This is a genomic window from uncultured Xanthomonas sp. (assembly GCF_964278005.1).
GTDB lineage: Bacteria > Pseudomonadota > Gammaproteobacteria > Xanthomonadales > Xanthomonadaceae > Xanthomonas_A > Xanthomonas_A sontii.
In genome coordinates this window covers 88,269-111,239 of sequence record NZ_CAXYKF010000012.1, presented here as the reverse complement: position 1 = coordinate 111,239, position 22,971 = coordinate 88,269, and the positions used below count along the sequence as shown (strand labels likewise).

The 22,971-nt window shown below is 69.0% G+C and carries 23 protein-coding genes; 11 read left to right on the top strand and 12 right to left on the bottom strand.

Going from position 1 to position 22,971, the window contains the following annotated elements; genetic code table 11:
- Positions 1–73 precede the first annotated feature (73 nt).
- From ACHWVH_RS07655 to ACHWVH_RS07620, 8 genes are all read left to right on the top strand, one after another.
- Positions 74–919, top strand: coding sequence for a CPBP family intramembrane glutamic endopeptidase (locus ACHWVH_RS07655; protein ID WP_267098919.1), 846 nt, complete (start codon positions 74–76; stop codon positions 917–919).
- A gap of 68 nt (positions 920–987) precedes the next feature.
- Positions 988–1,794, top strand: a complete 807-nt coding sequence (locus ACHWVH_RS07650) for a M48 family metallopeptidase (RefSeq protein ID WP_026143554.1) — start codon at positions 988–990, stop codon at positions 1,792–1,794.
- 159 nt (positions 1,795–1,953) lie between these two features.
- Positions 1,954–3,147 carry a lipopolysaccharide assembly protein LapB gene (locus tag ACHWVH_RS07645; protein WP_152237609.1) on the top strand — a complete coding sequence of 398 codons (1,194 nt, stop codon included), beginning with the start codon at positions 1,954–1,956 and terminating at the stop codon, positions 3,145–3,147.
- A 152-nt stretch (positions 3,148–3,299) separates the two neighbouring features.
- Complete coding sequence (locus ACHWVH_RS07640) at positions 3,300–3,974, top strand: energy transducer TonB (RefSeq protein WP_242082628.1); 675 nt, start codon at positions 3,300–3,302, stop codon at positions 3,972–3,974.
- Positions 3,975–4,071: 97 nt separating this feature from the next.
- Positions 4,072–4,836: a TonB-system energizer ExbB gene (gene exbB / locus ACHWVH_RS07635; protein WP_010340667.1), complete on the top strand. Its 765-nt coding sequence runs from the start codon at positions 4,072–4,074 to the stop codon at positions 4,834–4,836.
- Between the two features lie 40 nt (positions 4,837–4,876).
- On the top strand, positions 4,877–5,302 hold the full coding sequence (locus tag ACHWVH_RS07630) for a biopolymer transporter ExbD (RefSeq protein WP_010340666.1): 426 nt from the start codon (positions 4,877–4,879) through the stop codon (positions 5,300–5,302).
- 3 nt (positions 5,303–5,305) lie between these two features.
- Positions 5,306–5,719: a biopolymer transporter ExbD gene (locus tag ACHWVH_RS07625; protein WP_010340665.1), complete on the top strand. Its 414-nt coding sequence runs from the start codon at positions 5,306–5,308 to the stop codon at positions 5,717–5,719.
- Positions 5,720–6,039: 320 nt separating this feature from the next.
- The gene (locus tag ACHWVH_RS07620) at positions 6,040–6,447 is read left to right on the top strand and encodes a biopolymer transporter ExbD (protein WP_017911271.1); all 408 of its coding nucleotides are present in this window, start codon (positions 6,040–6,042) and stop codon (positions 6,445–6,447) included.
- 182 nt (positions 6,448–6,629) lie between these two features.
- Here ACHWVH_RS07620 and ACHWVH_RS07615 read toward each other — a convergent pair whose 3' ends face one another.
- The 3 genes from ACHWVH_RS07615 to cls all read right to left on the bottom strand — a co-directional run bounded on the left by ACHWVH_RS07615 (position 6,630) and on the right by cls (position 9,238).
- Entirely contained in the window at positions 6,630–7,382 is a 753-nt protein-coding gene (locus ACHWVH_RS07615; RefSeq protein WP_017914585.1) for a pyridoxine 5'-phosphate synthase, read from the bottom strand.
- Between the two features lie 14 nt (positions 7,383–7,396).
- Positions 7,397–7,663, bottom strand: a complete 267-nt coding sequence (locus tag ACHWVH_RS07610; protein ID WP_010340662.1) for a hypothetical protein — start codon at positions 7,661–7,663, stop codon at positions 7,397–7,399.
- Positions 7,664–7,765: 102 nt separating this feature from the next.
- Positions 7,766–9,238: a cardiolipin synthase gene (gene cls / locus ACHWVH_RS07605; RefSeq protein WP_152236794.1), complete on the bottom strand. Its 1,473-nt coding sequence runs from the start codon at positions 9,236–9,238 to the stop codon at positions 7,766–7,768.
- 391 nt (positions 9,239–9,629) lie between these two features.
- On the opposite strand from cls, the gene ACHWVH_RS07600 reads away from it, so the two are divergent.
- Positions 9,630–10,715, top strand: a complete 1,086-nt coding sequence (locus tag ACHWVH_RS07600; RefSeq protein ID WP_295928519.1) for a PA0069 family radical SAM protein — start codon at positions 9,630–9,632, stop codon at positions 10,713–10,715.
- 159 nt (positions 10,716–10,874) lie between these two features.
- Here the strand turns inward: ACHWVH_RS07600 and ACHWVH_RS07595 are convergent, their stop codons facing one another.
- The 7 genes from ACHWVH_RS07595 to ACHWVH_RS07565 form a co-directional block, all read right to left on the bottom strand.
- Entirely contained in the window at positions 10,875–11,582 is a 708-nt protein-coding gene (locus tag ACHWVH_RS07595; protein WP_017911286.1) for a 2OG-Fe(II) oxygenase, read from the bottom strand.
- 84 nt (positions 11,583–11,666) lie between these two features.
- On the bottom strand, positions 11,667–12,278 hold the full coding sequence (locus ACHWVH_RS07590) for a flavodoxin family protein (RefSeq protein ID WP_152236791.1): 612 nt from the start codon (positions 12,276–12,278) through the stop codon (positions 11,667–11,669).
- A 206-nt stretch (positions 12,279–12,484) separates the two neighbouring features.
- The gene (locus tag ACHWVH_RS07585) at positions 12,485–12,757 is read right to left on the bottom strand and encodes a hypothetical protein (RefSeq protein WP_267123228.1); all 273 of its coding nucleotides are present in this window, start codon (positions 12,755–12,757) and stop codon (positions 12,485–12,487) included.
- A gap of 194 nt (positions 12,758–12,951) precedes the next feature.
- Positions 12,952–13,464 carry a hypothetical protein gene (locus ACHWVH_RS07580; RefSeq protein WP_394686928.1) on the bottom strand — a complete coding sequence of 171 codons (513 nt, stop codon included), beginning with the start codon at positions 13,462–13,464 and terminating at the stop codon, positions 12,952–12,954.
- A gap of 81 nt (positions 13,465–13,545) precedes the next feature.
- The gene (locus ACHWVH_RS07575) at positions 13,546–13,869 is read right to left on the bottom strand and encodes a hypothetical protein (RefSeq protein WP_267084872.1); all 324 of its coding nucleotides are present in this window, start codon (positions 13,867–13,869) and stop codon (positions 13,546–13,548) included.
- A gap of 259 nt (positions 13,870–14,128) precedes the next feature.
- Positions 14,129–15,145, bottom strand: a complete 1,017-nt coding sequence (locus tag ACHWVH_RS07570) for a class 1 fructose-bisphosphatase (protein WP_017910079.1) — start codon at positions 15,143–15,145, stop codon at positions 14,129–14,131.
- Between the two features lie 170 nt (positions 15,146–15,315).
- Positions 15,316–16,518 (bottom strand): amino acid aminotransferase, encoded by a 1,203-nt coding sequence (locus tag ACHWVH_RS07565; protein ID WP_026144580.1) that lies wholly within the window; start codon positions 16,516–16,518, stop codon positions 15,316–15,318.
- Positions 16,519–16,648: 130 nt separating this feature from the next.
- On the opposite strand from ACHWVH_RS07565, the gene ACHWVH_RS07560 reads away from it, so the two are divergent.
- Both ACHWVH_RS07560 and ACHWVH_RS07555 read left to right on the top strand, forming a co-directional pair.
- Positions 16,649–18,775, top strand: a complete 2,127-nt coding sequence (locus ACHWVH_RS07560; protein WP_394686927.1) for a TonB-dependent receptor family protein — start codon at positions 16,649–16,651, stop codon at positions 18,773–18,775.
- Between the two features lie 440 nt (positions 18,776–19,215).
- The gene (locus ACHWVH_RS07555; protein WP_017910076.1) at positions 19,216–19,635 is read left to right on the top strand and encodes a hypothetical protein; all 420 of its coding nucleotides are present in this window, start codon (positions 19,216–19,218) and stop codon (positions 19,633–19,635) included.
- A gap of 122 nt (positions 19,636–19,757) precedes the next feature.
- On the opposite strand, the gene ACHWVH_RS07550 is transcribed toward ACHWVH_RS07555, so the two are convergent.
- On the bottom strand, positions 19,758–20,522 hold the full coding sequence (locus ACHWVH_RS07550) for an SDR family oxidoreductase (protein ID WP_295936198.1): 765 nt from the start codon (positions 20,520–20,522) through the stop codon (positions 19,758–19,760).
- Positions 20,523–20,832: 310 nt separating this feature from the next.
- A complete protein-coding gene (locus ACHWVH_RS07545) occupies positions 20,833–22,731 on the bottom strand; it encodes a sigma-54-dependent Fis family transcriptional regulator (protein WP_295957296.1) in 1,899 nt (632 codons plus the stop codon).
- Between the last annotated feature and the right edge of the window lie 240 nt (positions 22,732–22,971).

The window sequence follows — 22,971 nt, the reverse complement described above, 5'->3', positions numbered from 1 at the left end:
GCGGTCCCCGCCCTGGCGTGCGCCGGGGCGGGCGTCCCGCTGTGCCTTCCGCCCGCTTCCGCACAGGATCGCGATGACCGCACCGCCGTTGCCCGCCACCCCGCTGCCGTTGCCTTCCGCGCCGCCGGCCCGCCCGCGCCGGCCGATCCTCGGTTTCTTCCTCGACGTGCTGCTGGCGGCGGTGGTGCTGCTGGCGGTGAGCGTGCTGAGCGGCCTGGTCTGGGGCGTGATCCGCGGCTTCCAGCTGGCGATGGAACTGAAGGCGCAGGGCGTGCCTGCCGATCGCCTGGCCGCGCTGGTCGCGCAGCAGGTCGGCCAGCCGGGGGCGCTGGCGCAACTGCTGATCGCCCTGGTCAGCACGCTCTCCGCGGCGCTGCTGCTGTACTTCCTGCGGCGTCCGGCCAGCGCCGCCGAGCGCCGCGCCTCGTGGCTGGCGGCGCGCGCACCCGCGACCTGGGGCTGGGTGCTGCTGGTCGCGGTCGGGGTGTTCGTCGGCAGCGCGACGATCTCCGCGCTGGCGGCGCAGATCGGCATCAAGCCGGTGCCGACCAACCTGCCGCTGATGCAGGACGCGATGGCGCAGATGCCGCTGTTCCTGTGCGTGTTCGCGATCGTGATCGCCCCGGCCTACGAGGAACTGCTGTTCCGCCGCGTGCTGTTCGGGCGGCTGTGGGACGCAGGCCGGCCGCGGTTGGGCATGCTGCTCAGCGGCGCCGCCTTCGCCCTGGTGCACGAAGTACCGGGGACCACCGGCAACAGCCTGGCCGCCACCGCGCAACTGTGGCTGGTCTACGGCGGCATGGGCGCCGCGTTCGCCTGGCTGTACAAACGCACCGGCACCCTATGGGCGCCGATCGCCGCGCACGGGCTCAACAACGCCATCGCGGTCGCCGGACTCTACTGGTTTGGCGCAACCTGAAGGTTTGTTTGACGAAATGTTAAGACGCGGCGCCCCACACTGCGACGCGTGTTAGGAGGGGGGACCGTATGAAGCAAGTGGTACTTGGCGCATCGCTGGCGATGCTGCTGGCAGCGTGTGCGACGACGACATCGCCAACCGGGCGCACCCAGGTCGTGGGCGGCATCTCGCAACAACAACTCGACCAGATGGGCGCGCAGGCGTTCGCCGAAGCCAAGGCCAAGGAACAGCTGGACACCGATCCCAAGCGCAACGCCTACGTGCGCTGCGTGGTCAACACGCTGGTCGCGCAGCTGCCCGAGCAATGGCGCGGCACCGGCTGGGAAACCGCGCTGTTCAACGACAAGGAACCCAACGCGTTCGCCCTGCCTGGCGGCAAGGTCGGGGTCAACAGCGGCATCTTCAGCGTGGCCAAGAACCAGGACCAGCTCGCCGCCGTGCTCGGCCACGAGATCGGCCACGTCATTTCGCGTCATCACGAAGAACGCATCACCCGCCAGCTCGGTGCGCAGGCAGGCCTGAGCGTGATTGGCGCGTTGGCCGGTGCCCGCTACGGTCAGGGCGCGGCCGACACCGTCGGCCAGGTCGGCGGCATGACCGCGCAGACCCTGTTCCTGCTGCCCGGTTCGCGCCAGCAGGAAACCGAAGCGGATGTCGTCGGCCAGCGCCTGATGGCGCAGGCCGGATTCGATCCCGCGCAGGCGGTGGATCTGTGGAAGAACATGATGGCCGCCGGTGGCGCACGTCCGCCGCAGTGGCTGTCCACCCACCCCGATCCCAGTGCCCGCATCGGCGAACTGCAGCGCGATGTCGCCGCGCTGGAACCGGTGTATGCGCAGGCGCGCAGCGCCGGCAGGACGCCCAAGTGCGGCTGAGTCGTCCGTCGTCCCTGTGTCCGTCGCCGGCACTGTCACAGAAAACGCATCCAAAAACGTTTTCACGGCGTACAGGTTTCTGATAGGTTTGCTGGCTCGGCCGAGGAACGGCCGCTCCGTCTTCCGTGCCGCTCCGGGCGGTATCCACCGAGGTGACCCATGAAATTCCGCATTCGCAAGCAAGCGTTGTTGTCCCTGGTGATCGCCGCCGCCCTCGGTGGCGCGGTGGTGACCGATGCCGCTGCGCAGAGCGATCGCACCGACCACCGTTCCTCGCGCAATGCCAAGAACGAGAAGGCGGCGGTGCTGTTCCCCAACGCCGAGCGCAAGGAGCCCAACGGCAAGCCCTCGTCCAAGCTCGGCAGCAAGCTGCAGAAGCTGATCGACACCTACAACAAGGGCGAGGACTACGCGTCGGTGCGCAGCCAGGCCGATGAGATCCTGGGCAACAGCGGCGCCAACGAATACGACAAGTCGGTCGCCGCGCAGCTGGCCGCGCAGGCCGCCTACAACCTCGACGACAGCAAGGCCGCGCAGGCGTACCTGAAGCAGGCGATCCAGTTCAACGGCCTGGACAACAACGGCCACTACCAGTCGATGCTGATGCTGGCGCAGCTGCAGCTGCAGGACGAGCAGACCGCCGAAGGCCTGGCCACCCTCGACAAGTTCCTCGCCGAAACCAAGTCGACCCGCCCGGAAGACCTGATCCTCAAGGGCCAGGCGCTGTACCAGGCGCAGCGCTACCAGGAAGCGATCCCGGCGCTGAAGCAGGCGATCGCCGCGTCGCCGGAGCCGAAGGACAGCTGGAATCAGCTGCTGATGGCGTCCTACGCCGAAGCCGGCCAGACCGGTGAAGCGGTCAAGGCCGCCGAGGCGCTGGCCGCCAAGTCGCCCAACGACAAGAAGGCCCAGCTCAACCTGGCCAGCATGTACATGCAGGCCGACCAGATGGACAAGGCCGCGGCGGTGATGGACAAGCTGCGTGCCGCCGGTCAGCTGACCGACGAGAAGGAATACAAGCAGCTGTACTCGATCTACGCCAACACCGACGGCCACGAAAAGGACGTCATCGCAGTCATCAACGAAGGCATGCAGAAGGGCATTCTGAAGCCGGACTACCAGACCTACCTGGCGTTGGCGCAGTCGTACTACTACACCGACCAGCTGCCGCAGGCGATCGAGAACTGGCAGAAGGCGGCGCCGCTGTCCAAGGATGGCGAAACCTATCTCAACCTGGCCAAGGTGCTGCATTCGGAAGGCCGCGTTGCCGAGGCCAAGCAGGCCGCGCAGCAGGCACTGGCCAAGGGCGTCAAAAAGCCGGAAGACGCCAAGAAGATCATCAACCTGAAGTAGCACGCAAAAAAAGCCCCCGAAGACCAGTGCTGAAAGTAGTGCAGGTAACAGGGATTGGTATAAGCTTGGAGGTTCCTGCGGTGTCATTGCCGCGTGAACTTGGGTTCCGCTCCACAGCGGAATCCGCCCCCCTTTAATTGAGTCATTGGCGCATGACGGAACAACTGGTCATCCATCGGCAGTACGACAAAGATGACGCCTCCGGCCTCAGCTGGCCGCGCATCATCGGTATTGCCTTCGTAATCGCGCTGCATCTTGCGGCGCTGATGTTGCTGCTGATTCCGGCCGTTGCGCCCAAGGCGGTGGCGGAGAAGGAACGCAACATCATGGTCACCCTGGTGGACGCACCGCCGCCGCCGCCGCCGCCGCCGCCGCCGCCGCCGAAGCCGCCGGAAACTCCGCCGCCGCCGGTGAAGAACCTCGCGCCGCCGAAGCCGACCCCGCTGCCGCCGCCGCCGGAAGCCCCGGTGATCGACGTGCCGGAGCCGCGCCCGAACGACGTGGCCACCCCGCCGTCGCCGCCTGCGCCGCCGGCCGCACCCTCGGACATCAGCGCTAGCGTCGATATTTCGTCGAAGAACATGAACCCGCCGAAGTACCCGCCGGCTGCATTCCGGTCGGGCGCGCAGGGTGAGGTGATCCTGATCATCGATGTCGATGCCAGTGGTAACGTCACGAACGTTGCCGTCGAGAAATCCAGCCGCAACCGCGACCTGGACCGCGCCGCCATGGAAGCAGCGCGCAAGTGGCGGTTCAATGCCGCTGTCGTCAATGGACAGAAGACCGCCGGCCGCGTCCGCGTCCCGGTCAACTTCGCGCTGAACTGATACAAAGGTTGCGCGGACCGGCGCACCGCCGGTCCGCAGACCCTGTCTACTCTTTGCACCACCCTCATCACCACCACACACAACAAAGGTAAGCGTCATGCTGCAGGAAATTTTCATCGCCGCTGCTGCGGGGGGCAACAACGCATCGAACGCCCTGTCGCAGATGGGCTTCGAGCACCTGATCACCGAAATGACCTCCAAGCCGGGTGACTTCGCCGTCTCCTGGGTGGTGCTCATCACCCTGATCATCATGTCCGCCTCGTCCTGGTACTGGACGATCATCAACATCTTCCGCGCCACCCGTCTGAAGAGCCAGGCCGACCGCGTCACCAGCCTGTTCTGGGACACCCCGAACGCCCAGGACGCCATCCGTGCGATGGAAGAGCAGCCGGCCTCCGAGCCGTTCTCGAAAATCGCCCTGGACGCTGCGCAGGCCGCCGCGCACCACCAGCGCGCCGAAGCCGGCACCGGCACCGGCCTGGGCGAGACCCTGAGCCGTTCGGAGTTCGTCGACCGCGCCCTGCGTCAGGCCGTGACCCGCGAAAGCACCAAGCTGCAGTCGGGCATGACCCTGCTGGCGACCGTCGGTGCGACCGCGCCGTTCGTCGGTCTGCTGGGTACGGTGTGGGGCATCTACGGCGCGCTGATCAAGATCGGTGCCACCGGCTCCGCCTCGATCGACGCCGTGGCCGGCCCGGTCGGTGAAGCGCTGATCATGACCGCGATCGGTCTGTTCGTCGCGATCCCGGCCGTGTTCGCCTTCAACTTCTTCAGCAAGGTCAACAGTTCGGTGATCGCCAAGTTCGACACCTTCGCTCACGACCTGCACGACTTCTTCGCCACCGGTTCGCGCGTTCGCTGATCCCGGCTAAGTCGTCCACGCAACGTTAACGGAGCCCGTTATGGCTTTCAGTAGTGGTAACAGCGGCGGCCCCATGGCCGACATCAACGTCACGCCCCTCGTGGACGTGATGCTGGTGCTGCTGATCATCTTCATCATCACGGCACCGCTGATGTCCCACAAGGTCAAGGTGGAACTGCCCCAAGCCAACTTGAAGCAGGATCCGGACAAGGACGACAAGCGTTCGAATCCGATCACCCTGGCGGTCAAGGAGGACGGGTCGCTGTACTGGAACGATGAGCCGATTTCCAAGGAAGCCCTGGAATCGCGCTTCTCGACCGCTGCACAGCAGACCCCGCAGCCGCCGCTCAACCTGCGTGGCGACCGCACCACCAAGATGCGCACGATCAACGAGATCACCAAGATCGCGCAGAGTCAGGGCATGCTGGACGTCGGCTTCGTTGCGACCAAAGAGAAGGGGAACTGAGCCATGGCGTTCAGCTCAGGAGGCGGCCGTGGTCCCATGGCCGACATCAACGTCACGCCGCTGGTCGACGTGATGCTGGTGCTGTTGATCATCTTCATCGTGACCGCGCCGATCATGACGTACCCGATCGACGTGGATCTGCCGCAGCGGGTCATCAACCCGCCGCCGCAGTTGCGCGATCCGCCGCCGCCGATCGATCTGCGGATCGATGCGTCGAACCAGGTGTTCTGGAACAACAGCCCGGTGGCGGTGAGTGCGCTCCCGCAGATGATGGAAAACGAAGTCCAGCGCGATCCGACCAACCAGCCGGAACTGCGCATCGATGCCAATCCGGATTCCGAGTACGAAGTGATGGCCAAGGTGCTGGCCGCCGCCAAGAACTCGGACATGAAGAAGATCGGCTTCGTGCAGCAATAAGCTTCACCGCAATTCGCTTCACCGCAACACCTCAGTCATGACGCGACTGCAAACGCCACCGGAAACGGTGGCGTTTTTTTGTGCGTGCATGGTTGGCTGCCCTGCCCGTTGCGACGATGCCGGCCTGCGGTCCTGCGTGTGGCGCGTCGCGTCGTCCGCCTGGCCGGGCGTGCTTCGCGCTCGCCTGCTCGCCTCCCGGCCTGAGCAGTCCGATGCGGGACCACTCCCGAGCCTGCCCGCCTGTCGCCGCCCCTCGCATCCCGCCGCGCCGCGGGTGTAGGCTGGTGGCGCGACACCACAACACCCACAGGAGGCTGGCCATGGCGTTCAGTGCTGCAGGGAATCGGGGACCGCTGGCGGAGATCAATGTCACCCCGCTGGTCGATGTGATGCTGGTGCTGTTGATCATCTTCATCGTCACCGCGCCGATGCTGACGCGGACGATCGCCATGGACCTGCCGCAGCGGACGCCGGCACTGTCCAGGCCCTTGCCGCCACCGGACCCGATCCAGTTGCGCCTGGACGCCAGTGGCCAGTTGTTCTGGAATGCCGCGCCGCTGGCCTTGCGCGATCTGCAGCCCCGGCTGCAGGAAGCGATGGCGCAGGCGGCCGGCAATCCGCCCGAACTGCGCATCGATGCCAGCCCGGACGCCGACTACGAGGCCATGGCCAAGGTGCTGGCGGCGGCCAAGAACGCCGACGTCCAGCGCATCGGCTTCGTGCAGTAACAGGCGGTCTGTGGTGCGACGCCACCATTGCCGGTGGCGTCGCGTGCGCGAGAAGCCGCGGGGTCCCGCTTGCAGGAGACAGTGAACGACCCTGGATGATTGGATTGCGCCGATCGCGACGCGATCGCTGCGCCCGCGACGCGGGCAAGTTCCAGGGAGCCAGGCCGCGCTGCCGGCCTCGCTCAGCGTGCCCCGGCCAGCACCGCCAGATACGCCTTCACCGTGGCGTCGAGCCCGGCGTAGAGCGCCTCGCCGATCAGCGCGTGGCCGATCGACACTTCCAGCACCTGCGGCACCGTCTCCAGGAACGCGCCGAGATTGGCCTGGGCCAGATCGTGGCCGGCGTTTACGCCGAGCCCGGCAGCCTGCGCGCGGCGTGCGGCAGCAGCGAACGGCGCGGCCGCGGCACTGTCGCCCTGCTCCCATGCGGCGGCATAGGGACCGGTGTACAACTCGATGCGGTCGGCGCCCAGTTCGGCCGCCACCGCCAGGTCGGGGTTGTCGGCATCGACGAACAGGCTGACCCGGCAGCCCAGGGCTTTCAGTTCGGCGATCAGCGGGCGCAGACGCTCGCTGTCGCGGCCGAAGTCGAAACCGTGGTCGGAGGTGAGCTGGCCGTCGCCGTCGGGCACCAGGGTGGCCTGCGCCGGGCGGGTCTGCGCGCACAGGGCGATCAGTCCCGGGTAGCCGGGACGCGGCGGCGCGAACGGGTTGCCCTCGATGTTGAATTCGACGCCGCGCTCGCGGGTCAGTTCGGCCAGCGCCAGCACGTCCTCGGCATGGATGTGGCGCCGGTCCGGGCGCGGGTGCACGGTGATGCCGTGTGCGCCGGCGTCCAGGCAGGCACGCGCGGCGTCGAGCACGCTGGGCAGGTCGCCGCCGCGCGAATTGCGCAGCACCGCGATCTTGTTGACGTTGACGCTGAGCTTGGTCATCGCCGGCGAACCGCTTATGGTGCCGCGGCGTCGTCGCTGGCGGCGGCCGCAGCGCGGCGCGCCTCGGCCTGCTCGCGCAGCCGGCGCAGTTCGGCCGGGTCGATCATCGGCATCGCGTCGCGCTGGCTGGCGTCGCCGATCTTGGCCACGTACCAGCCGCGTGCCCAGGCCAGCAGAAAGGCCAGCGCGGCCAGCAGGCTCACCACCAGCAACCACATGTGCGGCGTCGTGAACGCCAGAACAAAAGCACCCAGCGCGAGCGGCAGAAAGAGCCAGTACATGACGATCTCCCCAAGGATGGCGCAGTGTAGCGCCGCCGGGCGTGCCGGTTCCACGTGGCGTGGCGGCCGGCGCGCGCCGCTCCCGGCGCCGGGGCGCCGCGCTTACAGCAGCGGCGAGGTCAGCCGCGCCACCGCCTCCGGCAGCCGGTAGCGCCACAGCGAGCGCTTGCGGTCGTCGCGCACGCGCACCGCGTCGGCCATCTCGCCTTCCAGCAGCTCGGCCAGCTGCCGGGTCAGCCCACGGTCGCGGAACAGCGTGGCGACCTCGAAATTGAGCCGGAAACTGCGGTTGTCGAAGTTGGCGCTGCCGACCAGACACAGGTCCTCGTCGGTGATCAGCGCCTTGGTGTGCAGCATGCGCGGGCCGTACTCGTAGATCCGCACGCCGGCCTGCAGCAGTTCGTCGAAGTAGGAGCGCGCGGCCAAGGTCACCAGCCGCGAGTCGCTGCGCTTGGGCACCAGCAGGCGCACGTCCAGCCCGCCCAGCGCCGCCGAGGTCAGCGCCATGCGCGCGGCCTCGCCCGGCACGAAGTACGGCGTGACCAGCCACACCCGCCGTTGCGCCTCGTGGATCGCCGCCACCTGCAGGCGATGGATGCTCTCCCACGACGAATCCGGCCCCGACACCAGCACCTGCGCCTGGATCGTGCCGGCATCGCGGCTGGGCATGTCGCTGGGCCAGATCCGCGCCATGTCGAAGGCATCGCGGCCCTGCCGGGTGGCGTACAGCCAGTCCTCCACGAACACCAGCTGCAGGCTGCGCACCACGTGGCCTTCGCAGCGCAGGTGCAGGTCGCGGTAGGCGTCGGCGCGCAGCGCCTCGTTCTCCTCGTCGGTGACGTTGATGCCGCCGGTGAAGGCGATGCGGCCGTCGATCACCACGATCTTGCGGTGGGTGCGCAGGTTGACCCAGGGCCGCTTGAACTTGAACGGCCGCAGCAACTGGGTGGGATGGAACCAGGCCACCTCGGCGCCGGCCTCCAGCAGTGGCCGCAGGAAGCGCTTGCGCACCTGCGAGGAGCCGACCGCATCCAGCAGCAGGCGCACCCGCACCCCGGCGCGAGCGCGCTCGACCAGCGCGTCGCGGATGCGCGTGCCGGTGCGGTCGGGATTGAAGATGTAGTACTCCAGGTGCACATGGTGCTGCGCGGCGCCGATGTCGCGCAGGATCGCCTCGTAGGTAGCGGCGCCGTCGACCAGCCACTGCACCGCGGTGGCCGAACTCGGCGCCAGGCCGGTGGTGGCCTGGGCGATCTTGGCCAGCTCGGTGCAGTCGGCGTCGGGTGGGCACACGCTGCTGTAGTGCTCCATGCCCGAGCGCGAGCGGCCACGGCGCAGGCGCTGCCGTTTCACCTTCTGCGGGCCCAGCAGGTAGTAGATGACGAAGCCCAGGTAGGGCAAGGCGGCCAGCGACAGCACCCAGCTCAGCGTCGCCGCCGGCTCGCGTTTCTGCAGCACGATCCAGCCGCTCAGCCACAGGATGTACAGCAGGTAGGCGGCGGTGAGGTAGGCGCCGATGTGAGGGATGCCGGTCAGCCGGTCCCAGGTGTTCTGCAGAGTCGCGATCACGAGCATCGGCGGATTCTAGAGGGTGGCGCGGAGGTTGCGGCGAAAGCGGCGTCGGCTGGGCATGGTGGCGAGTGGCCTGATCGCGTGCAGCGGCCGTCTGGCTCGCTGGCGGCACATGGTTCTGCGAACCGGCACCGCACTGCACGGTGTATGACACGCGCACGCGGCAGCCGGATGACGCCTGCCGTGTGGCGTTCGCGCGCGACGGCGTGCGGGCTCGGCGAAAACCGGCGTCGACGCGCCGGCCACCGAGGAGCACGATCTGCGGCGCTGGCATCGCCTTCGATGCCTGCGCAAGCCGGGGAAGCAACCAAATGGTACGTGCCGGCCTGAAAGATTCAGCGCCGCCGTCGGTGCCGTCGCATCCGCCGAGACGGTCGGCGCGTAGCCTATGCCGATGAGCACCGCCATCAAGGGCCGCGGCGCCGGCAGCCATCTGCCGGGCCGCTTCGAACGAACCGTCAGCCAGGCCGAGGACGACGGCTGGCATCCCGACGACAGCGAGGAATTCGCCGCCCCGCGCCTGCGCACCCAGGTGAGCGAGGAGACCGCACGCAGCATCATCAGCCGCAACCAGTCGCCGGATGTGGGGTTCGCGCAGTCGGTCAATCCGTACCGCGGCTGCGAGCACGGCTGCAGCTACTGCTTCGCCCGCCCCAGCCACGCCTATCTGAACCTGTCGCCGGGGCTGGACTTCGAGACGCGGCTGTTTGCCAAGACCAATGCCCCGGGACTGTTGCGCCGCGAGCTGGCCAAGCCCGGCTACGTGCCCAGCCCGATCGCGCTGGGCATCAACACCGACGCCTACCAGCCGATCGAGCGCAAGCTACAGCTGACCCGGCGCCTGATCGAGGTCTTCGCCGAGACCCGCCACCCGTTTTCGCTGATCACCAAGAACGCGCTGGTCGAGCGCGACCTGGACCTGCTGACGCCGCTGGCCCGAGACAACCTGGTCAGCGTGTACTTCTCGGTGACCTCGCTGGACCCGCGGCTGTCGGCCAAGCTGGAGCCGCGCGCCTCGGCGCCGCACGCGCGGCTGCGGGCGATGCGTAGCTTGCATGAGGCCGGCGTGCCGGTCGGGGTGATGGTGGCGCCGGTGATCCCGTGGATCAACGATCACGCCCTCGAAGCGGTGCTGGAGGCGGCCCGCGAGGCTGGCGCCGAGTCCGCCGGTTACGTGCTGCTGCGCCTGCCGCACGAGGTGGCGCCGCTGTTCCGCGACTGGCTGCAGGCGCACCATCCCGACCGCGCCGCGCACGTGATGAGCACGGTGCAGCAGTTGCGCGGCGGCAAGGACTACGACAGCACCTTCGGCAAGCGCATGCGCGGCGAAGGGGTGTACGCCGACCTGCTGGCACGGCGCTTCGCGCTGGCGCACAAGCGGCTGGGTTATGCCGAGTCCCCGCGTCGCCGCCTGGACTGCAGCCACTTCGTCAAACCGTTGCCGCCGCGCCCGCCGTCGCCGCAGGGCGTGTTGTTTTGAGCGGGGATTGGGGATTCGGGATTGGGGATTCGTAATGGGGCAGGGATTCGGAATTCGGGATTGGGGATTAGCAAGAGCGGCGCGTCGCGGCGGCCCGACGCAGCCACTGCAATTCAGCCACCAAGAAAGCAGCTTTTACGAATCCCCATTCCCCATTCCCTATTCCCTGCCGTAAAGCGCCTGCGCCGACTGGAACAGGATCCAGCTTGTGGCGATGAACTTGTCGCCGCGCTGCGGGCGGTTGCCGCGGTGGGTGTGGGTGAAGGCGGTCGGGGCGATCAGCAGGCTGCCGGCGCGCGGGACGATCTTGCGCTGCTGGAACAGGAACTCGGTCTCGCCCTCGTCGAAATCGTCGTTGAGGTACAGGGTCCACAGCAGGTGCCGGTGCAGGGTCTCGGCACTCGGATCGCGCGGGTACAGTTCGCAGTGCCAGTACGGGTAGCCGCCCTCGCCCGCTTCGTACCACTGCAGGTTGATCGCGCCCGGGCGCAGGCAGGTGCGCGCCAGGTTGGACAGCGCGGCGTCGTCGAGCAGGGCGAAATCGTCGGCGCCGAGCCGGTGCGGCTGGCCGTCGGCGCCGGGCACCTGCAGCATCAGCGGCGAGATCAGGGTCTGCGGGTACTTGCGCAGGTAGCCGAGCAGCCCGCCGAACACGGCCTGCTGCAGCCGCTGTTCCACGTCGCGCCATGGCTCCAGGCCGCTGATGCGCAGGTCGCGGCTGCGCTTGAGCTCGGGGAACACGCCGCTGCCGACCTCGCCTGGCCGCAACTGGGTGCTGCCGCGCAGGCGGCGCAGGATGGCGGCGCAGTCCTCGCGGGACATGGCGCCATCGAACACTTCGATGAAATCGGGATGCAGGTCGGACATCGCGCGACCTTACCAGCGATTTCGCAGGGTTGCAGCCGCAGCGCAGCGGCTCCGTGCCACTGGCGCTCCGACGCGGCGGAACGCTCAGGCCAGCGGCGGTGGGTACGGATTGGCCTTGAGCAGGCGCGCCAGGTGCGCGGCGTTGCTGGCGGCGGTCTTGATGGTGTCGGCCAGCACCTTCGGCGTCTGTTTCAGATCCTGGTAGTCGGTGCTGCCCATCGCCTCGCCGACCCAGTACGGCGGGCTGCCGGCGGCGACGCTGAAACCGAAGTCGGTCAGCCCCTGGTAGAGATCGGCGCTGACCTTGTGCGCGCCATCCTCGTTGCCCACCACCGCGACCATGGCCACGCGGTTGAAGGTCGGATACACGCCGTCGTCGCCGATTTCGCCGAGAAACGCATCCATGCGCTCCAGGACGCGCTGCGCCAGGCTCGACGGATGGCCGACCCAGATCGGTGTGGCCAGCACGAAGATGTCTGCATCCAGCACGCGCTGGCGCAGCTGCGGCCAGGCATCGCCGTCGCCTTCGTCGGCACGTACGCCGGGGCGCACGTCGAAGTCGGCCACACGCGCCGAATCGCCCTGCACGCCGTGCGCGGCCAGTGCCTGCAGGATCTGATCCAGCAGGCGCTGGGTGGACGAGGGCGCAGTGCCGCGCTTGAGCGAGCAGTTCAGGCCGAAGGCGCGCAGGGACATGGTCCGACTCCGTCAGTAAAACCTCACTGTGGATCGGGCGCGATGGGCCCGACGTCGCGATGGCGTGCAAGGGTCGTGAGCGCTGCGGCACCGCAAACGCGCAGCGAGCGCGGTCCGCGTGGCCTTGAGATCGGCCTGGGCGATAGCGGTCCCCCGCCGCGATCGCCCCATCGCGCACCGACCAGGCGTGCGGGCGCTGTCGGTGGCTAGGAGCGCTCGGATGACCCGGGCGTGCCGCGGATCGCGATGCCCAACAGCGCCAGCCACACCGCCAGCGCCAGCAGGGTCGGCAGCTCGAAGCGGCTGGAGTTGTACAGGGTGAAGCTGCGGGCGGCGAAGAACAGCAGCGTCCACAACGCCAGGTTGACCAGCACGATCCGCCGCCGCCAGCGGTGGCGGGTGAACAGCGCGATGACCGTGGGCATCAGCGCGACCGGTGCGGTGGCGAAGAAGAACAACACGACGAGGGTCTGGTTCATGGGGTTCCTCCCGCCCGGGACGACCAGGTGCACGCGACGACCGCCGGCGATCAACGCGCTCTGCTGTCGCCGGACGCCGCTACCCTACCGCAGCCAGGGCGTGAGGCAACCGCCGGCACGTCGCCAGCGGCGCAAAGGAGCGGTGTCGCAGCGGACGCACGGTCGTGCGTCATGACGAGCGCCGCTCCCGCGCCTCAGTGCGCCGCACTCGCTGGCCAGACCCGATCGACCAGGTCGCCGATTTCGATCGGCGACTGTTCGCCTTCCGCAGCACGCTGCCAGGCTGCTGGCGATGGACCTTGGCGCTGGGTCGGCGGCGCGTCCCACAGCGTGACGTTGAGCGCGAACACCACCGCACCGCCCTTGGCCTGGAATGGCGGTACCCGCTCCAGAGCGGAGACCAGCGTGTTCGCCACCGCATCGGGCAGTGCCGGTGTCACATCCAGCCAGATCCGGGACCGGCCGCCAGGGCGGACCGCCACGGCCACGAAGCCGGCGGCCGGTCGGGGTGTGGCGACCCGCGCCAGTTCGCGCGACGCCGTGGCATTCAGCGCTTTCACATATGCCGCCAGGTCTTCGACGCTCTCGGCGCGATCGCGCATCACCGATTCCGGCTGCAGCAGCATGAGGTTCTGCAGGCGAAAGGGTTCCGCGGCCGACAGCGTTCCGCTCGACATCATCGCCACCAGCATCAGGCACCAGCGCATCGGAACCTCCCTGTTCGTCTCGATCGGCGCATCCTGCCGCATCGCCGCGCGCCCGGCCAGGGGCGCGGCAAGCGTCGGGGATCAGTACAGCAGATCGACGTAGTGGATCTTCTTCGCGCCGAAACCGCCACAGCCCTCGCTGGTCGTGTACTGCAGCACGACCTGGGTCCTGGACGTGGCGGCGGAGAGAATGGCCGAATACTTTTCCTTGGCGATGGCGTCCGCGGAAAAATCGATCACCCAGCGTCCATCGGACGCGCACTCGTTGTTGGTCGGTTGGTTCTCCAGCCAGACCGAAGCGTAGTTGGATTCGACCACGACGCGGGTGATCTTCCCCTGCTGCGTGGTGTCGGCACAGGCCACACCCGAGGCGAGCAGCAGCAATAGCCCGATGACACGCTTCATTGCATTTCCCCTGTTTGAGTTTTCTACCGCCATCGGCGCTGTGGCAGTGAGCGCACATCGTCGAGCCAAGACGCCGCCCCGAAGCGACTGCGCCGCTACAGGGGGATCTCGCCCCCCAATCGCAATGTGCCGCCTGTAGCGGTCTCCCCCTTGCACCCACCGCGACCATGCCGGCGATGCGGCACCGAGGATACGACAGCGCTGGCGACAGCCGCCATCGTCCGGGGTCCCCGGACGCGCGGCTGCCGCGCCACCACGCTCAGCCGTGGTGGCTGTCGTGCTCCAGGTGATACCGCACCGCCTCGGCCACTTCGTTCTTCGAGCCCAGGAACACCGGCACGCGCTGGTGCAGCTGTTCCGGTTGCAGGCCGAGGATGCGTGCGCGGCCGGTGCTGGCGGCGCCGCCGGCCTGCTCCACCAGCATGCCCATCGGGTTGGCTTCGTACATCAGCCGCAGCTTGCCGGCCTTGCCCGGGTCTTTCTTGTCCCAGGGATAGATGAAGATGCCGCCGCGGGTGAGGATGCGGTGCACGTCGGCGACCATGCTGGCGATCCAGCGCATGTTGAAGTTCTTGCCGCGCACGCCCTCGCTGCCGGCCAGCAGGTCGGCCACGTACTGCTGCATCGGCGCTTCCCAGTGGCGCTGGTTGGACATGTTGATCGCGAACTCGGCGGTGTCCTCGGGGATGCGCATGTCGGCCTGGGTCAGCAGGAAGCTGCCCTCCTCGCGCTCCAGGGTGAAGGCGTGGGTGCCGTGGCCCAGGGTCAGCACCAGCATCGTGCTGGGGCCGTAGATGCAGTAGCCGGCGGCGACCTGCGCGGTGCCCGGCTGCAGGAAGTGCTCGTCGCCGGGCTTGTCGGTGCCTGGGGGCGCGCGCAGCACCGAGAAGATGGTGCCGACCGAGACGTTGACGTCGATGTTGGAGCTGCCGTCCAGCGGATCGAACAGCAGCAGGAAATCGCCGCTGGGGTACTTGTCGGGCACCGGCTGGCAGTGGTCCATCTCTTCGGAGGCGCAGGCGGCGAGGTGGCCGCCCCAGGCATTGGCTTCGAGCAGGATGTCGTTGCTGAGCACGTCCAGCTTCTTCTGCGCCTCGCCCTGCACGTTGCCGGTGCCGGCATCGCCGAGCACGCCGCCGAGGGCGCCCTTGCTGACCGCGATGGAGATGCGCTTGCAGGCGCGGGACACGATCGTGATGAGCTGGCGCAGCTCCGGGCCGATACGCCCGGCATGCTGTTCTTCGATCAGGAAGCGGGTCAGCGACGTTCGCGACATGGGCAGGACGGCCTTGCGTGAGAAGGGGGCCGCCATTGTCGCGGGTTGCGCCGCAGATTTCGATCAACGGTGTTCCGCGACCATGCCGGCGCGGGCCGACACGGTCGCCATGCAGGCACAAAAAAGCCGGAAGCGCAGGCGCTTCCGGCTCGGCGCGGGACCGCGGGGACTCAGCCCTTGTGCACGGTCGCCACGGCCTGGGTCACGTAGTCCAGGTTCTTCTGGCTCAGCGCGGCCACGCAGATGCGGCCGGTGCCGACCGCGTAGATGCCGAACTCCTCGCGCAGCCGGTCCACCTGCGCCTTGCTCAGGCCCGAGTAGGAGAACATGCCGGCCTGCTGCTGGATGAAGCCGAACTCCGGCGCGCCGAGGGCGGCCAGCTTCTGCACCATGCCGGCGCGCAGGGCGTGGATGCGCTCGCGCATCTCGGTCAGTTCCTGCTCCCACATCGCGCGCAGTTCCGGGCTGTTGAGCACCCCGGCGACCAGCGCGGCGCCGTGCGTGGACGGGCTGGAGTAGATGGTGCGGATGATGCGCTTGACCTGCGACTGCACCGCCTTGCTCTCGGCGGCGTTGGCCGAGACCACCGACAGCGCGCCGACGCGCTCGCCGTACAGCGAGAACGACTTGGAGTAGGAGCTGGCGACCACGTAGTTGTCGATGCCGACCTCGGCCAGCAGGCGCACCGCGTAGGCGTCGGCGTCGATGCCCTTGTCGAAGCCCTGGTAGGCGATGTCCACGAACGGGAACAGGTTGCGTTCCTTCAGCAGCTCGGCCACGGTGCGCCACTGCGCCTGGCTCAGGTCGGCGCCGGTCGGGTTGTGGCAGCACGCGTGCAGCAGCACCACGCTGCCGGGGGCGAGCTGGCGCAGGTCGGCGAGCATGCCGTCGAAGTTCAGGCCGTGGCTGGCCGGATCGAAATAGGTGTACTCGACCACGTCGAAGCCAGCGGCACCGAACACGGCGCGGTGGTTCTCCCAGCTCGGGTTGCTGATGGCGATGGTGGAGGTGGACAGCAGCTTCTTCAGCAGGTCCGCGCCCACGCGCAGCGCGCCGCTGCCGCCGATGGTCTGCGAGGTGGCGACGCGGCCGGCGGCCAGCAGCGGCGACTCGGCGCCGAACAGCAGCTTCTGCGTGGCCAGGTCGTAGGCCGGCAGGCCGTCGATCGGCAGGTAGCCGCGCGGTCTGGCGTCCTGCGCCAGTTGCTGTTCGATCTGCTGCACCGCGCGCAGCAGCGGGATGCGGCCGTTTTCGTCGTAGTAGATGCCCACGCCCAGGTTGACCTTGGTCGGGCGGGAGTCGGCGTTGTAGGCCTCGGTCAGGCCCAGGATCGGGTCGCCTGGGACCTGTTCCACGTTTGCAAAGAAGGACACGGCGGTACTCGTTCGGTGGCGGAGGTGGGGGCCGGAAGGACCGGAGCCGGCGCGGTCAAACACCTCATCCTAACAAACGCTGCCGCGCTTGGACGGGTGCGGCCGGGCGGCAGTTGGGCGATGATGGGCCATGTCATCTTCCCTGCCCTCCGCCCTGCTCTGCGGGGCCTGCGCCCTGGCGCTGTCGCCCCTGGTCCACGCCGCTCCCGGCGAGGAGCCGGCCACCACCTTGCCAGTGCTCCAGGTCCAGGCCGCCCGCGTCGGCGGCGTGGCCGATTTCGACCTGCCGGCGTCGCTGACCACCACCGGCCTGGGCGACAGCGACCGCCTCGGCATACAGGCGTCCGAGGCGCTGGTCGGGGTGCCCGGCCTGCTCGCGCGCGATCGCCAGAACTATGCGCAGGACACCCAGCTGTCGATCCGCGGCTTCGGCGCGCGCTCGGCGTTCGGCGTACGCGGCGTGCGCCTGCTGCTGGACGGCATCCCGGCGACGATGCCGGACGGCCAGGGCCAGCTGTCCAACTTCAACCTGTTCGGCAGCGAGCGCGTCGAGGTGCTGCGCGGGCCGTTCTCGGCGCTGTACGGCAACTCTTCCGGCGGCGTGGTGCAGCTGTGGAGCGCCGACGGCCAGCCGGACGATCCGTGGCGGCTGCGCAGTGCGATCGGCAGCCACGGCACCGCCGCCCTCAGCGCGCAGGCGCTGGGCCAGCAGGGGGACGTCCACTACAACCTGGCGGCCACCCATTTCAGCACCGACGGCTACCGCGACCACAGCCACGCCCAGCGCACCACCTTCAACGCCAAGATCGGCATCGACCTGGCGCCCGGGCGGCGCCTGGACCTGCTGCTCAACGCGCTGGAGGCGCCCGATGCGCAGGATCCGCTGGGCCTGAGCCGCGCCCAGGTCGCCGCCGACCCGCGCCAGGCCACTGCCGCCGCCGGCCAGTTCGACACCCGCAAGTCCACCCGCCAGGTGCAGGCCGGCGCGATCTTCACCCAGCAGGTGGACCAGCAGACCTGGCGGCTGATGGGCTACGCCGGGCGCCGCGACGTCACCCAATACCTCTCGGTCCCGGTGGGCGCGCAGAGCAACCCGCTCAATGCCGGCGGCGTGATCGACCTGGACGGCGACTACGGCGGCCTCGACGCGCGCTGGGCCTGGCAGGGCGAACTGGGCGGCCGCCCGTTCCAGTTCACCGTCGGCGCCAATGCCGACCGCCAGCAACAGCACCGCACCGGCTACGAGAACTTCGTCGGCAGCACGCTGGGGGTGAAGGGTCGGCTGCGCCGCGACCAGCAGGACCGGGTGGAGAACGTGGACCAGTTCGCCCAGGCCTGGTGGCAGTTCGCCGAGCGCTGGTCGCTGCTGGCCGGGCTGCGCCACAGCCAGGTGCGGTTCCGCTCGAACGACGCCTACATCGTCGGCCGCAATCCCGACGACAGCGGCCGCACCGACTATGCGGCGACCACGCCGGTGGCCGGGCTGGTGTTCCGCGTCACCGACGACCTGCGGCTCTACGCCTCGGCCGGGCGCGGCTTCGAGACCCCGACCTTCAACGAGCTGGGCTACCGCCGCGACGGCGGCGCCGGCCTGGCGCTGGACCTGGACGCCGCGCGCAGCCAGAACCTGGAACTGGGCGCGAAGTGGCGCAACGCCGCGGGCGCCCGTTGGGACGCGGCGCTGTTCCGCGCCACCACCGAGGACGAGCTGGCGGTGGCCAGCAACACCAACGGCCGCAGTACCTACCGCAACATCGGCCGCACCCGCCGCCAGGGCGCCGAGACCAGCCTGACCCTGCCGCTGGGCGCCAGTGCGCAACTGCAGGTGGCCTACACGTGGCTGCAGGCGACGGTGCGCCAGGCCTACCTGACCTGCGCCAGCAGCGGCTGCGCGAGGCCGACCGCGGTGGTGGCCGCCGGCACGCGCCTGCCCGGCGTGCCGCAGCAGCAACTGTTCGCGCGCTGGCAGTGGCAGCCGCGCGCCTGGCAATTCGCGGTGGAGGGCGTGGCCGCCGGCGACACCGTGGTCAACGACCTGGCCAGCGAGGCCGCGCCCGGCTACGCCCTGCTCAACCTGGAAGCGGCGCGGCGCTGGACCACCGCGCACGGCACCCTGCGCACCTTCGCGCGCATCGACAACGCGTTCGATCGCCGCTACATCGGCTCGGTCATCGTCAACGACGGCAACGGCCGTTACTACGAGCCGGGCCCCGACCGCAGCTACACGGTCGGCTTGCAGTGGGACTTGCCGTACTAGCCGCGAACGCCTGCCGGTCGGGCTAGCTTTCGCTCGCGGCTGCGTGGCGAGGCGGCTGCGCACCCGCTTGGTTCTGGCGACCATTCGGCGATGGCCTGCCGCAGCTGTACGCCGATGACGGTCGATGCGTCCATCAGCATCTGCACCCGTCGAACGACGGCAAGTGCGAGGCGCAGATGCAGTGCGAGGCGAACGCGATAGCGGCACTGCGGAAGAAGGCGCCTGGCAGCCGCGTGTGAAGCATCGGAGGCGATGCCACGCCTGGATTGAGCGAACGCCAGGTGCCGCGCGTCTACGCGCTGCGCCGCGCATGCAAGTCGTCTACCAAACGCACTGCACCTGTCTACGCGAACCGGCGGCGGACGCTGGCGGCGTTCTTCGCGGCGGCGCTAGCGTAATGCCACCCCCGCATACCGCCTCGCCTCTCCAGGAGACGCACCATGAGCACATCCGACGACAGCCGCGACAACGCCGGCACCAAGAGCAAACCCGCGTTGGCCGAAGGCGTCAGCGCCACGCCGTACCAAGGCACCTTCACGGTGGTCAATTGCACCGGCCAGACGATCAACAACGTCAGCGTCAAGCACACCTGCGGCAACTACATGGATCCGGCCGCTTCGGCATCGCTGCCGCCGGGCGGTACGATCGCCTCCGTGCCCCTGCGGGCGCAGACCGGCTCCAACGACTACTGGAACCTGTCGTTCCAGATGAGCGACGGCAGCTCGCGTAGCCGCAACAGCAAGCAATGCAACTACGTGCAGAGCGATGCGCCGGGAACCTGCATCATCGCGCTGTACGCCAGCAGCTTCAGTGTGCTGACGCCGGTCAGCTCACCGTGCATGAACAACAGCTACGACTGAGCGATTGCATGCCCGGCCGCTGCTGTCGCGACGTCGGCAGCGGCAGGGCATTGCCCGCGGTGGCGAGCGTGCGCCTCGCCACGCAGCGTGCGGGCGCGGCGACATCGCGACCGCCGTCCGCGTCAACTGCGCATGATCGATACCCCGCCGTCGACCAGCATCGCGCTGCCGGTCACGAACGCGGCTTCGTCCGAGGCCAGGAACAGCGCGGCCCGTGCCAGTTCGTCCGGCTGCGCCAGGCGTTTGAGCGCATGCAGCTGCGCGACCTGCGCCAGCGCTTCCGGCGTGCCGTTCATCGCGTCCGCCATCGGCGTGTGCGTGCCGCCCGGCAGCAAGGCGTTGACCCGGATCGCCTGCGGTCCGAACTCCGCTGCCAGCGCCTGGGTCAGGCCGATCAGGCCGGCCTTGCTGGCGGCATAGGCGGCGGTGCACGGGAAGCCGACGGTGTGGCCGACGAAGGTCGAGGTGAAGATCAGCGACCCGCCGCCGCGTGCCAGCATCGCCGGAATCTGATGCTTGGCGCCGAAGAATGCGCCGCTGAGATTGGTATCGAGCGCGTCGCGCCAGGCCTGCGCCTGCAGCTGCGTGGTCGGCACCAGCGTGCCCAGGGTGCCGGCGTTGTTGAAGCCGATGTCCAGCCCGCCGAAGCGCGTGTTCGCCAGCGCCACCAACGCCTGCGCATAGGCCTCCTCGCGGACGTCGCCGGCCAGCCACGCGGCGTGACCGCCGGCGTCCTCGATCTGCGCGGCGAGCGTCTGCAGCAGCGCACCGCGGCGCGCGCCCAGCACCACGCAGGCGCCTTCGCGCGCGAACAGGTGCGCGGCGGCGTGGCCGATGCCGGAACTGGCGCCGGTGATGAGCGCGATCTTGCCGTGCAAGCGTTGCATGTGAAGCTCCATGGTTGCGAAGGAGCCTGGAGCATCGCCGGCAGCACCGCGCGCTGCTCGCCGTGTTCGGACGCGGCAGTCGTGGGCCGATGTGTACTGCTTGAAAGAGAAGGTGGATGCGAAAGCGGCGGTAAACCGTGACGCGGCGTTCTGTGGGATCCGTCGAAACTGGGCAAGAAGCACTGTTGTCCTGTAGGAGCGGCTTCAGCCGCGACGCGACCTCATCGGGCATGCCAGTCGCGGCTGAAGCCGCTCCTACGGGACGTGCGACGTCGACGACCGCGTAAGGCGCAGCCGGCGATATGCCGCCTCAGTGCGTCCCCAACTGCAGCCGTCGGTACAGCGTGCTGCGGCTGATGCCGAGCCGGCGTGCGGCCTGCGAGACGTTGCCGTTGCAGGCATCCAGGGCCTGGCGCATGGCGCCGAGCGCGAGACTATCGAGGTCGGCATCGGGCAACGGCATCGCGGTGCCGCCGTTGCTGCCCTGCTCTCCCGCGCGCACGCCGGGCAGGTAGGCCGGCAATGCGTCGGTATCGACCAGCGCATCCGCTTCGCTCAACGCCACCAGGGTGCGCAGGCACGCCACCAGCTGGCGCAGATTGCCCGGCCACGCGTAGGCGCCCAGCGTCGCCAGGGCCGCCTCGGTCAGACGCCTGCCCTGCCCCAGCCGCGCCCACAGCTCGGCGACGAGCGCACGTCGGTCCGGATGCGCACGCAGCGCCGGAATCTGTACGCAGTGGTGGGCGATGCGGTAGTACAGATCGGGCCGGAAGCGCTGTTCGGCCATCGCCGCGTCCAGGTCGCGGTGGGTGGCGCAGACCAGGGCGAAATCCAGCTTCACCGGCTTGCCGCCGCCCAGCGGCAGCAATTCGCGTTCCTGCAGCACGCGCAGCAGCCGCGGCTGCAGGGCCAGCGGCATGTCGCCGATCTCGTCCAGGAACAGCACGCCGCCATCGGCCTGGCGCAGCAGGCCCGGGTTGCCGTGCTTGCGCGCGCCGGTGAAGGCGCCGTCCTCGTAGCCGAACAGTTCCGCTTCGATCAGCCCTTCCGGCAGCGCCGCGCAGTTGACCGCCACGAACGGGCGCCCGGCGCGGGCGCTGCGCCGGTGCAATTCGCGCGCGAACACTTCCTTGCCGGTGCCGGTCTCGCCCTGCACCAGCACCGGCAGTTGCGCATCGAGCACGCGCCGCGCGCGTTCCAGCGCCAGTTCCTGCGCCGCGTCGAACAGCGGCGCGTCGGACGCCGCCGCCGCCGAAGGCCGCGATGACGCGGTTATGGTGATCGGCGCCTGCTGCGGGCGTCGCCGCGGACGATCGTCGGCCGGGCTGTCGATGCGTCCGTGCAGCGCCCGCCCCTGCAGGTCGAACACGCTGCCCTGCTGGCGCAGCCGCGATAGCGGCTCTTCGAACAGCGCTTCGTAGGGCGCGCGGCCGAGTTCGTGGCGCTCCAGACCGAACAGCCGCAACCCGGCCTGGTTGGCGGCCACCAGGCGGCCGTTGCGGAACGCCAGCAGCGCTTCGCGCGCGGTGCCGAGCAGCGCCGGGTCGTGGTGCACGCGCAGCAGTTCGCAGCCGGGGATGCCGTCGTCGAAATAGCGGTGTTCGATGTTGGCCACCGCCATCCGCGCCAGTGCCAGCGCATGCATGTGCTGCACGCTGGCGTCGCCGGAGATGTCGAGCACGCCGGCTAGGGCGCCGTACGGATCGAAGATCGGCACCGCCGCGCAACTGAGGATCTGGTGCGGGGCGAAATAGTGCTCGCCGCCACGCACTTCCACCGAACGGCTTTCGACGATGGCGGTGCCGATCGCATTGGTGCCGACCTGGGGTTCGCTCCAGCATGCGCCGGGCATCAGCGCCACCCTGCCCGCCTTGTCGAGGAAGCGCGGGCTGCCTTCGGCGTCGAGGATCCAGCCGGCCTCGTCGGTGAGCAGCACGATGCTGCCGGTGGCCGCGGCGTCGCCGGCCAGGCCTTCCAGTTCGGCGCGGGCCAGCCGCCACAGCCGCTCGTGCGCCTCGCGCAGGACGCGCAGGCGCGAGGCTTCCAGCGGTTCGATCGCCGGCTTGGCGTCCGCGGCCAGGCCCAGGCGCTGGCAGCGCTGCCACGACTGCAGGATGGTGTCGGGCACCTGCCCGACCGGCGCGCCGCCGCGTTCGAAGAAGGCCCGGCGGGCCTGGCCGAGTTGGTGTTGCGAGGGGTGCTGCGCCATGTCCGGCTCCGCTGTCGCAGATTGCGACACCTGGTGATACGGGTGTTCCGATAAACAGCACATCCGCAGGCGCGGCGCAATCGCCAGACGTGACGCGACGCAGCAAAACCGCAGGGGGTGCGTCGGTGTGTCGCGGTGCGACCGCGTGACGCGGCGCAGCACGCAAAACCTGGCATCGGACTTGCGCATGTGCAGCTACCCGGACGGGCCTGCCCTGTCCTTCTCGACCGCCGAAGGAGA

Coding starts and splice junctions, on each gene's coding strand:
- ACHWVH_RS07655 (WP_267098919.1), top strand. CDS start 74: ATGACCGCACCGCCGTTGCCCGCCACCCCGCTGCCGTTGCCTTCCGCG.
- ACHWVH_RS07650 (WP_026143554.1), top strand. CDS start 988: ATGAAGCAAGTGGTACTTGGCGCATCGCTGGCGATGCTGCTGGCAGCG.
- ACHWVH_RS07645 (WP_152237609.1), top strand. CDS start 1,954: ATGAAATTCCGCATTCGCAAGCAAGCGTTGTTGTCCCTGGTGATCGCC.
- ACHWVH_RS07640 (WP_242082628.1), top strand. CDS start 3,300: ATGACGGAACAACTGGTCATCCATCGGCAGTACGACAAAGATGACGCC.
- exbB (WP_010340667.1), top strand. CDS start 4,072: ATGCTGCAGGAAATTTTCATCGCCGCTGCTGCGGGGGGCAACAACGCA.
- ACHWVH_RS07630 (WP_010340666.1), top strand. CDS start 4,877: ATGGCTTTCAGTAGTGGTAACAGCGGCGGCCCCATGGCCGACATCAAC.
- ACHWVH_RS07625 (WP_010340665.1), top strand. CDS start 5,306: ATGGCGTTCAGCTCAGGAGGCGGCCGTGGTCCCATGGCCGACATCAAC.
- ACHWVH_RS07620 (WP_017911271.1), top strand. CDS start 6,040: ATGGCGTTCAGTGCTGCAGGGAATCGGGGACCGCTGGCGGAGATCAAT.
- ACHWVH_RS07615 (WP_017914585.1), bottom strand. CDS start 7,382: ATGACCAAGCTCAGCGTCAACGTCAACAAGATCGCGGTGCTGCGCAAT.
- ACHWVH_RS07610 (WP_010340662.1), bottom strand. CDS start 7,663: ATGTACTGGCTCTTTCTGCCGCTCGCGCTGGGTGCTTTTGTTCTGGCG.
- cls (WP_152236794.1), bottom strand. CDS start 9,238: ATGCTCGTGATCGCGACTCTGCAGAACACCTGGGACCGGCTGACCGGC.
- ACHWVH_RS07600 (WP_295928519.1), top strand. CDS start 9,630: ATGAGCACCGCCATCAAGGGCCGCGGCGCCGGCAGCCATCTGCCGGGC.
- ACHWVH_RS07595 (WP_017911286.1), bottom strand. CDS start 11,582: ATGTCCGACCTGCATCCCGATTTCATCGAAGTGTTCGATGGCGCCATG.
- ACHWVH_RS07590 (WP_152236791.1), bottom strand. CDS start 12,278: ATGTCCCTGCGCGCCTTCGGCCTGAACTGCTCGCTCAAGCGCGGCACT.
- ACHWVH_RS07585 (WP_267123228.1), bottom strand. CDS start 12,757: ATGAACCAGACCCTCGTCGTGTTGTTCTTCTTCGCCACCGCACCGGTC.
- ACHWVH_RS07580 (WP_394686928.1), bottom strand. CDS start 13,464: ATGCGCTGGTGCCTGATGCTGGTGGCGATGATGTCGAGCGGAACGCTG.
- ACHWVH_RS07575 (WP_267084872.1), bottom strand. CDS start 13,869: ATGAAGCGTGTCATCGGGCTATTGCTGCTGCTCGCCTCGGGTGTGGCC.
- ACHWVH_RS07570 (WP_017910079.1), bottom strand. CDS start 15,145: ATGTCGCGAACGTCGCTGACCCGCTTCCTGATCGAAGAACAGCATGCC.
- ACHWVH_RS07560 (WP_394686927.1), top strand. CDS start 16,649: ATGTCATCTTCCCTGCCCTCCGCCCTGCTCTGCGGGGCCTGCGCCCTG.
- ACHWVH_RS07555 (WP_017910076.1), top strand. CDS start 19,216: ATGAGCACATCCGACGACAGCCGCGACAACGCCGGCACCAAGAGCAAA.
- ACHWVH_RS07550 (WP_295936198.1), bottom strand. CDS start 20,522: ATGCAACGCTTGCACGGCAAGATCGCGCTCATCACCGGCGCCAGTTCC.
- ACHWVH_RS07545 (WP_295957296.1), bottom strand. CDS start 22,731: ATGGCGCAGCACCCCTCGCAACACCAACTCGGCCAGGCCCGCCGGGCC.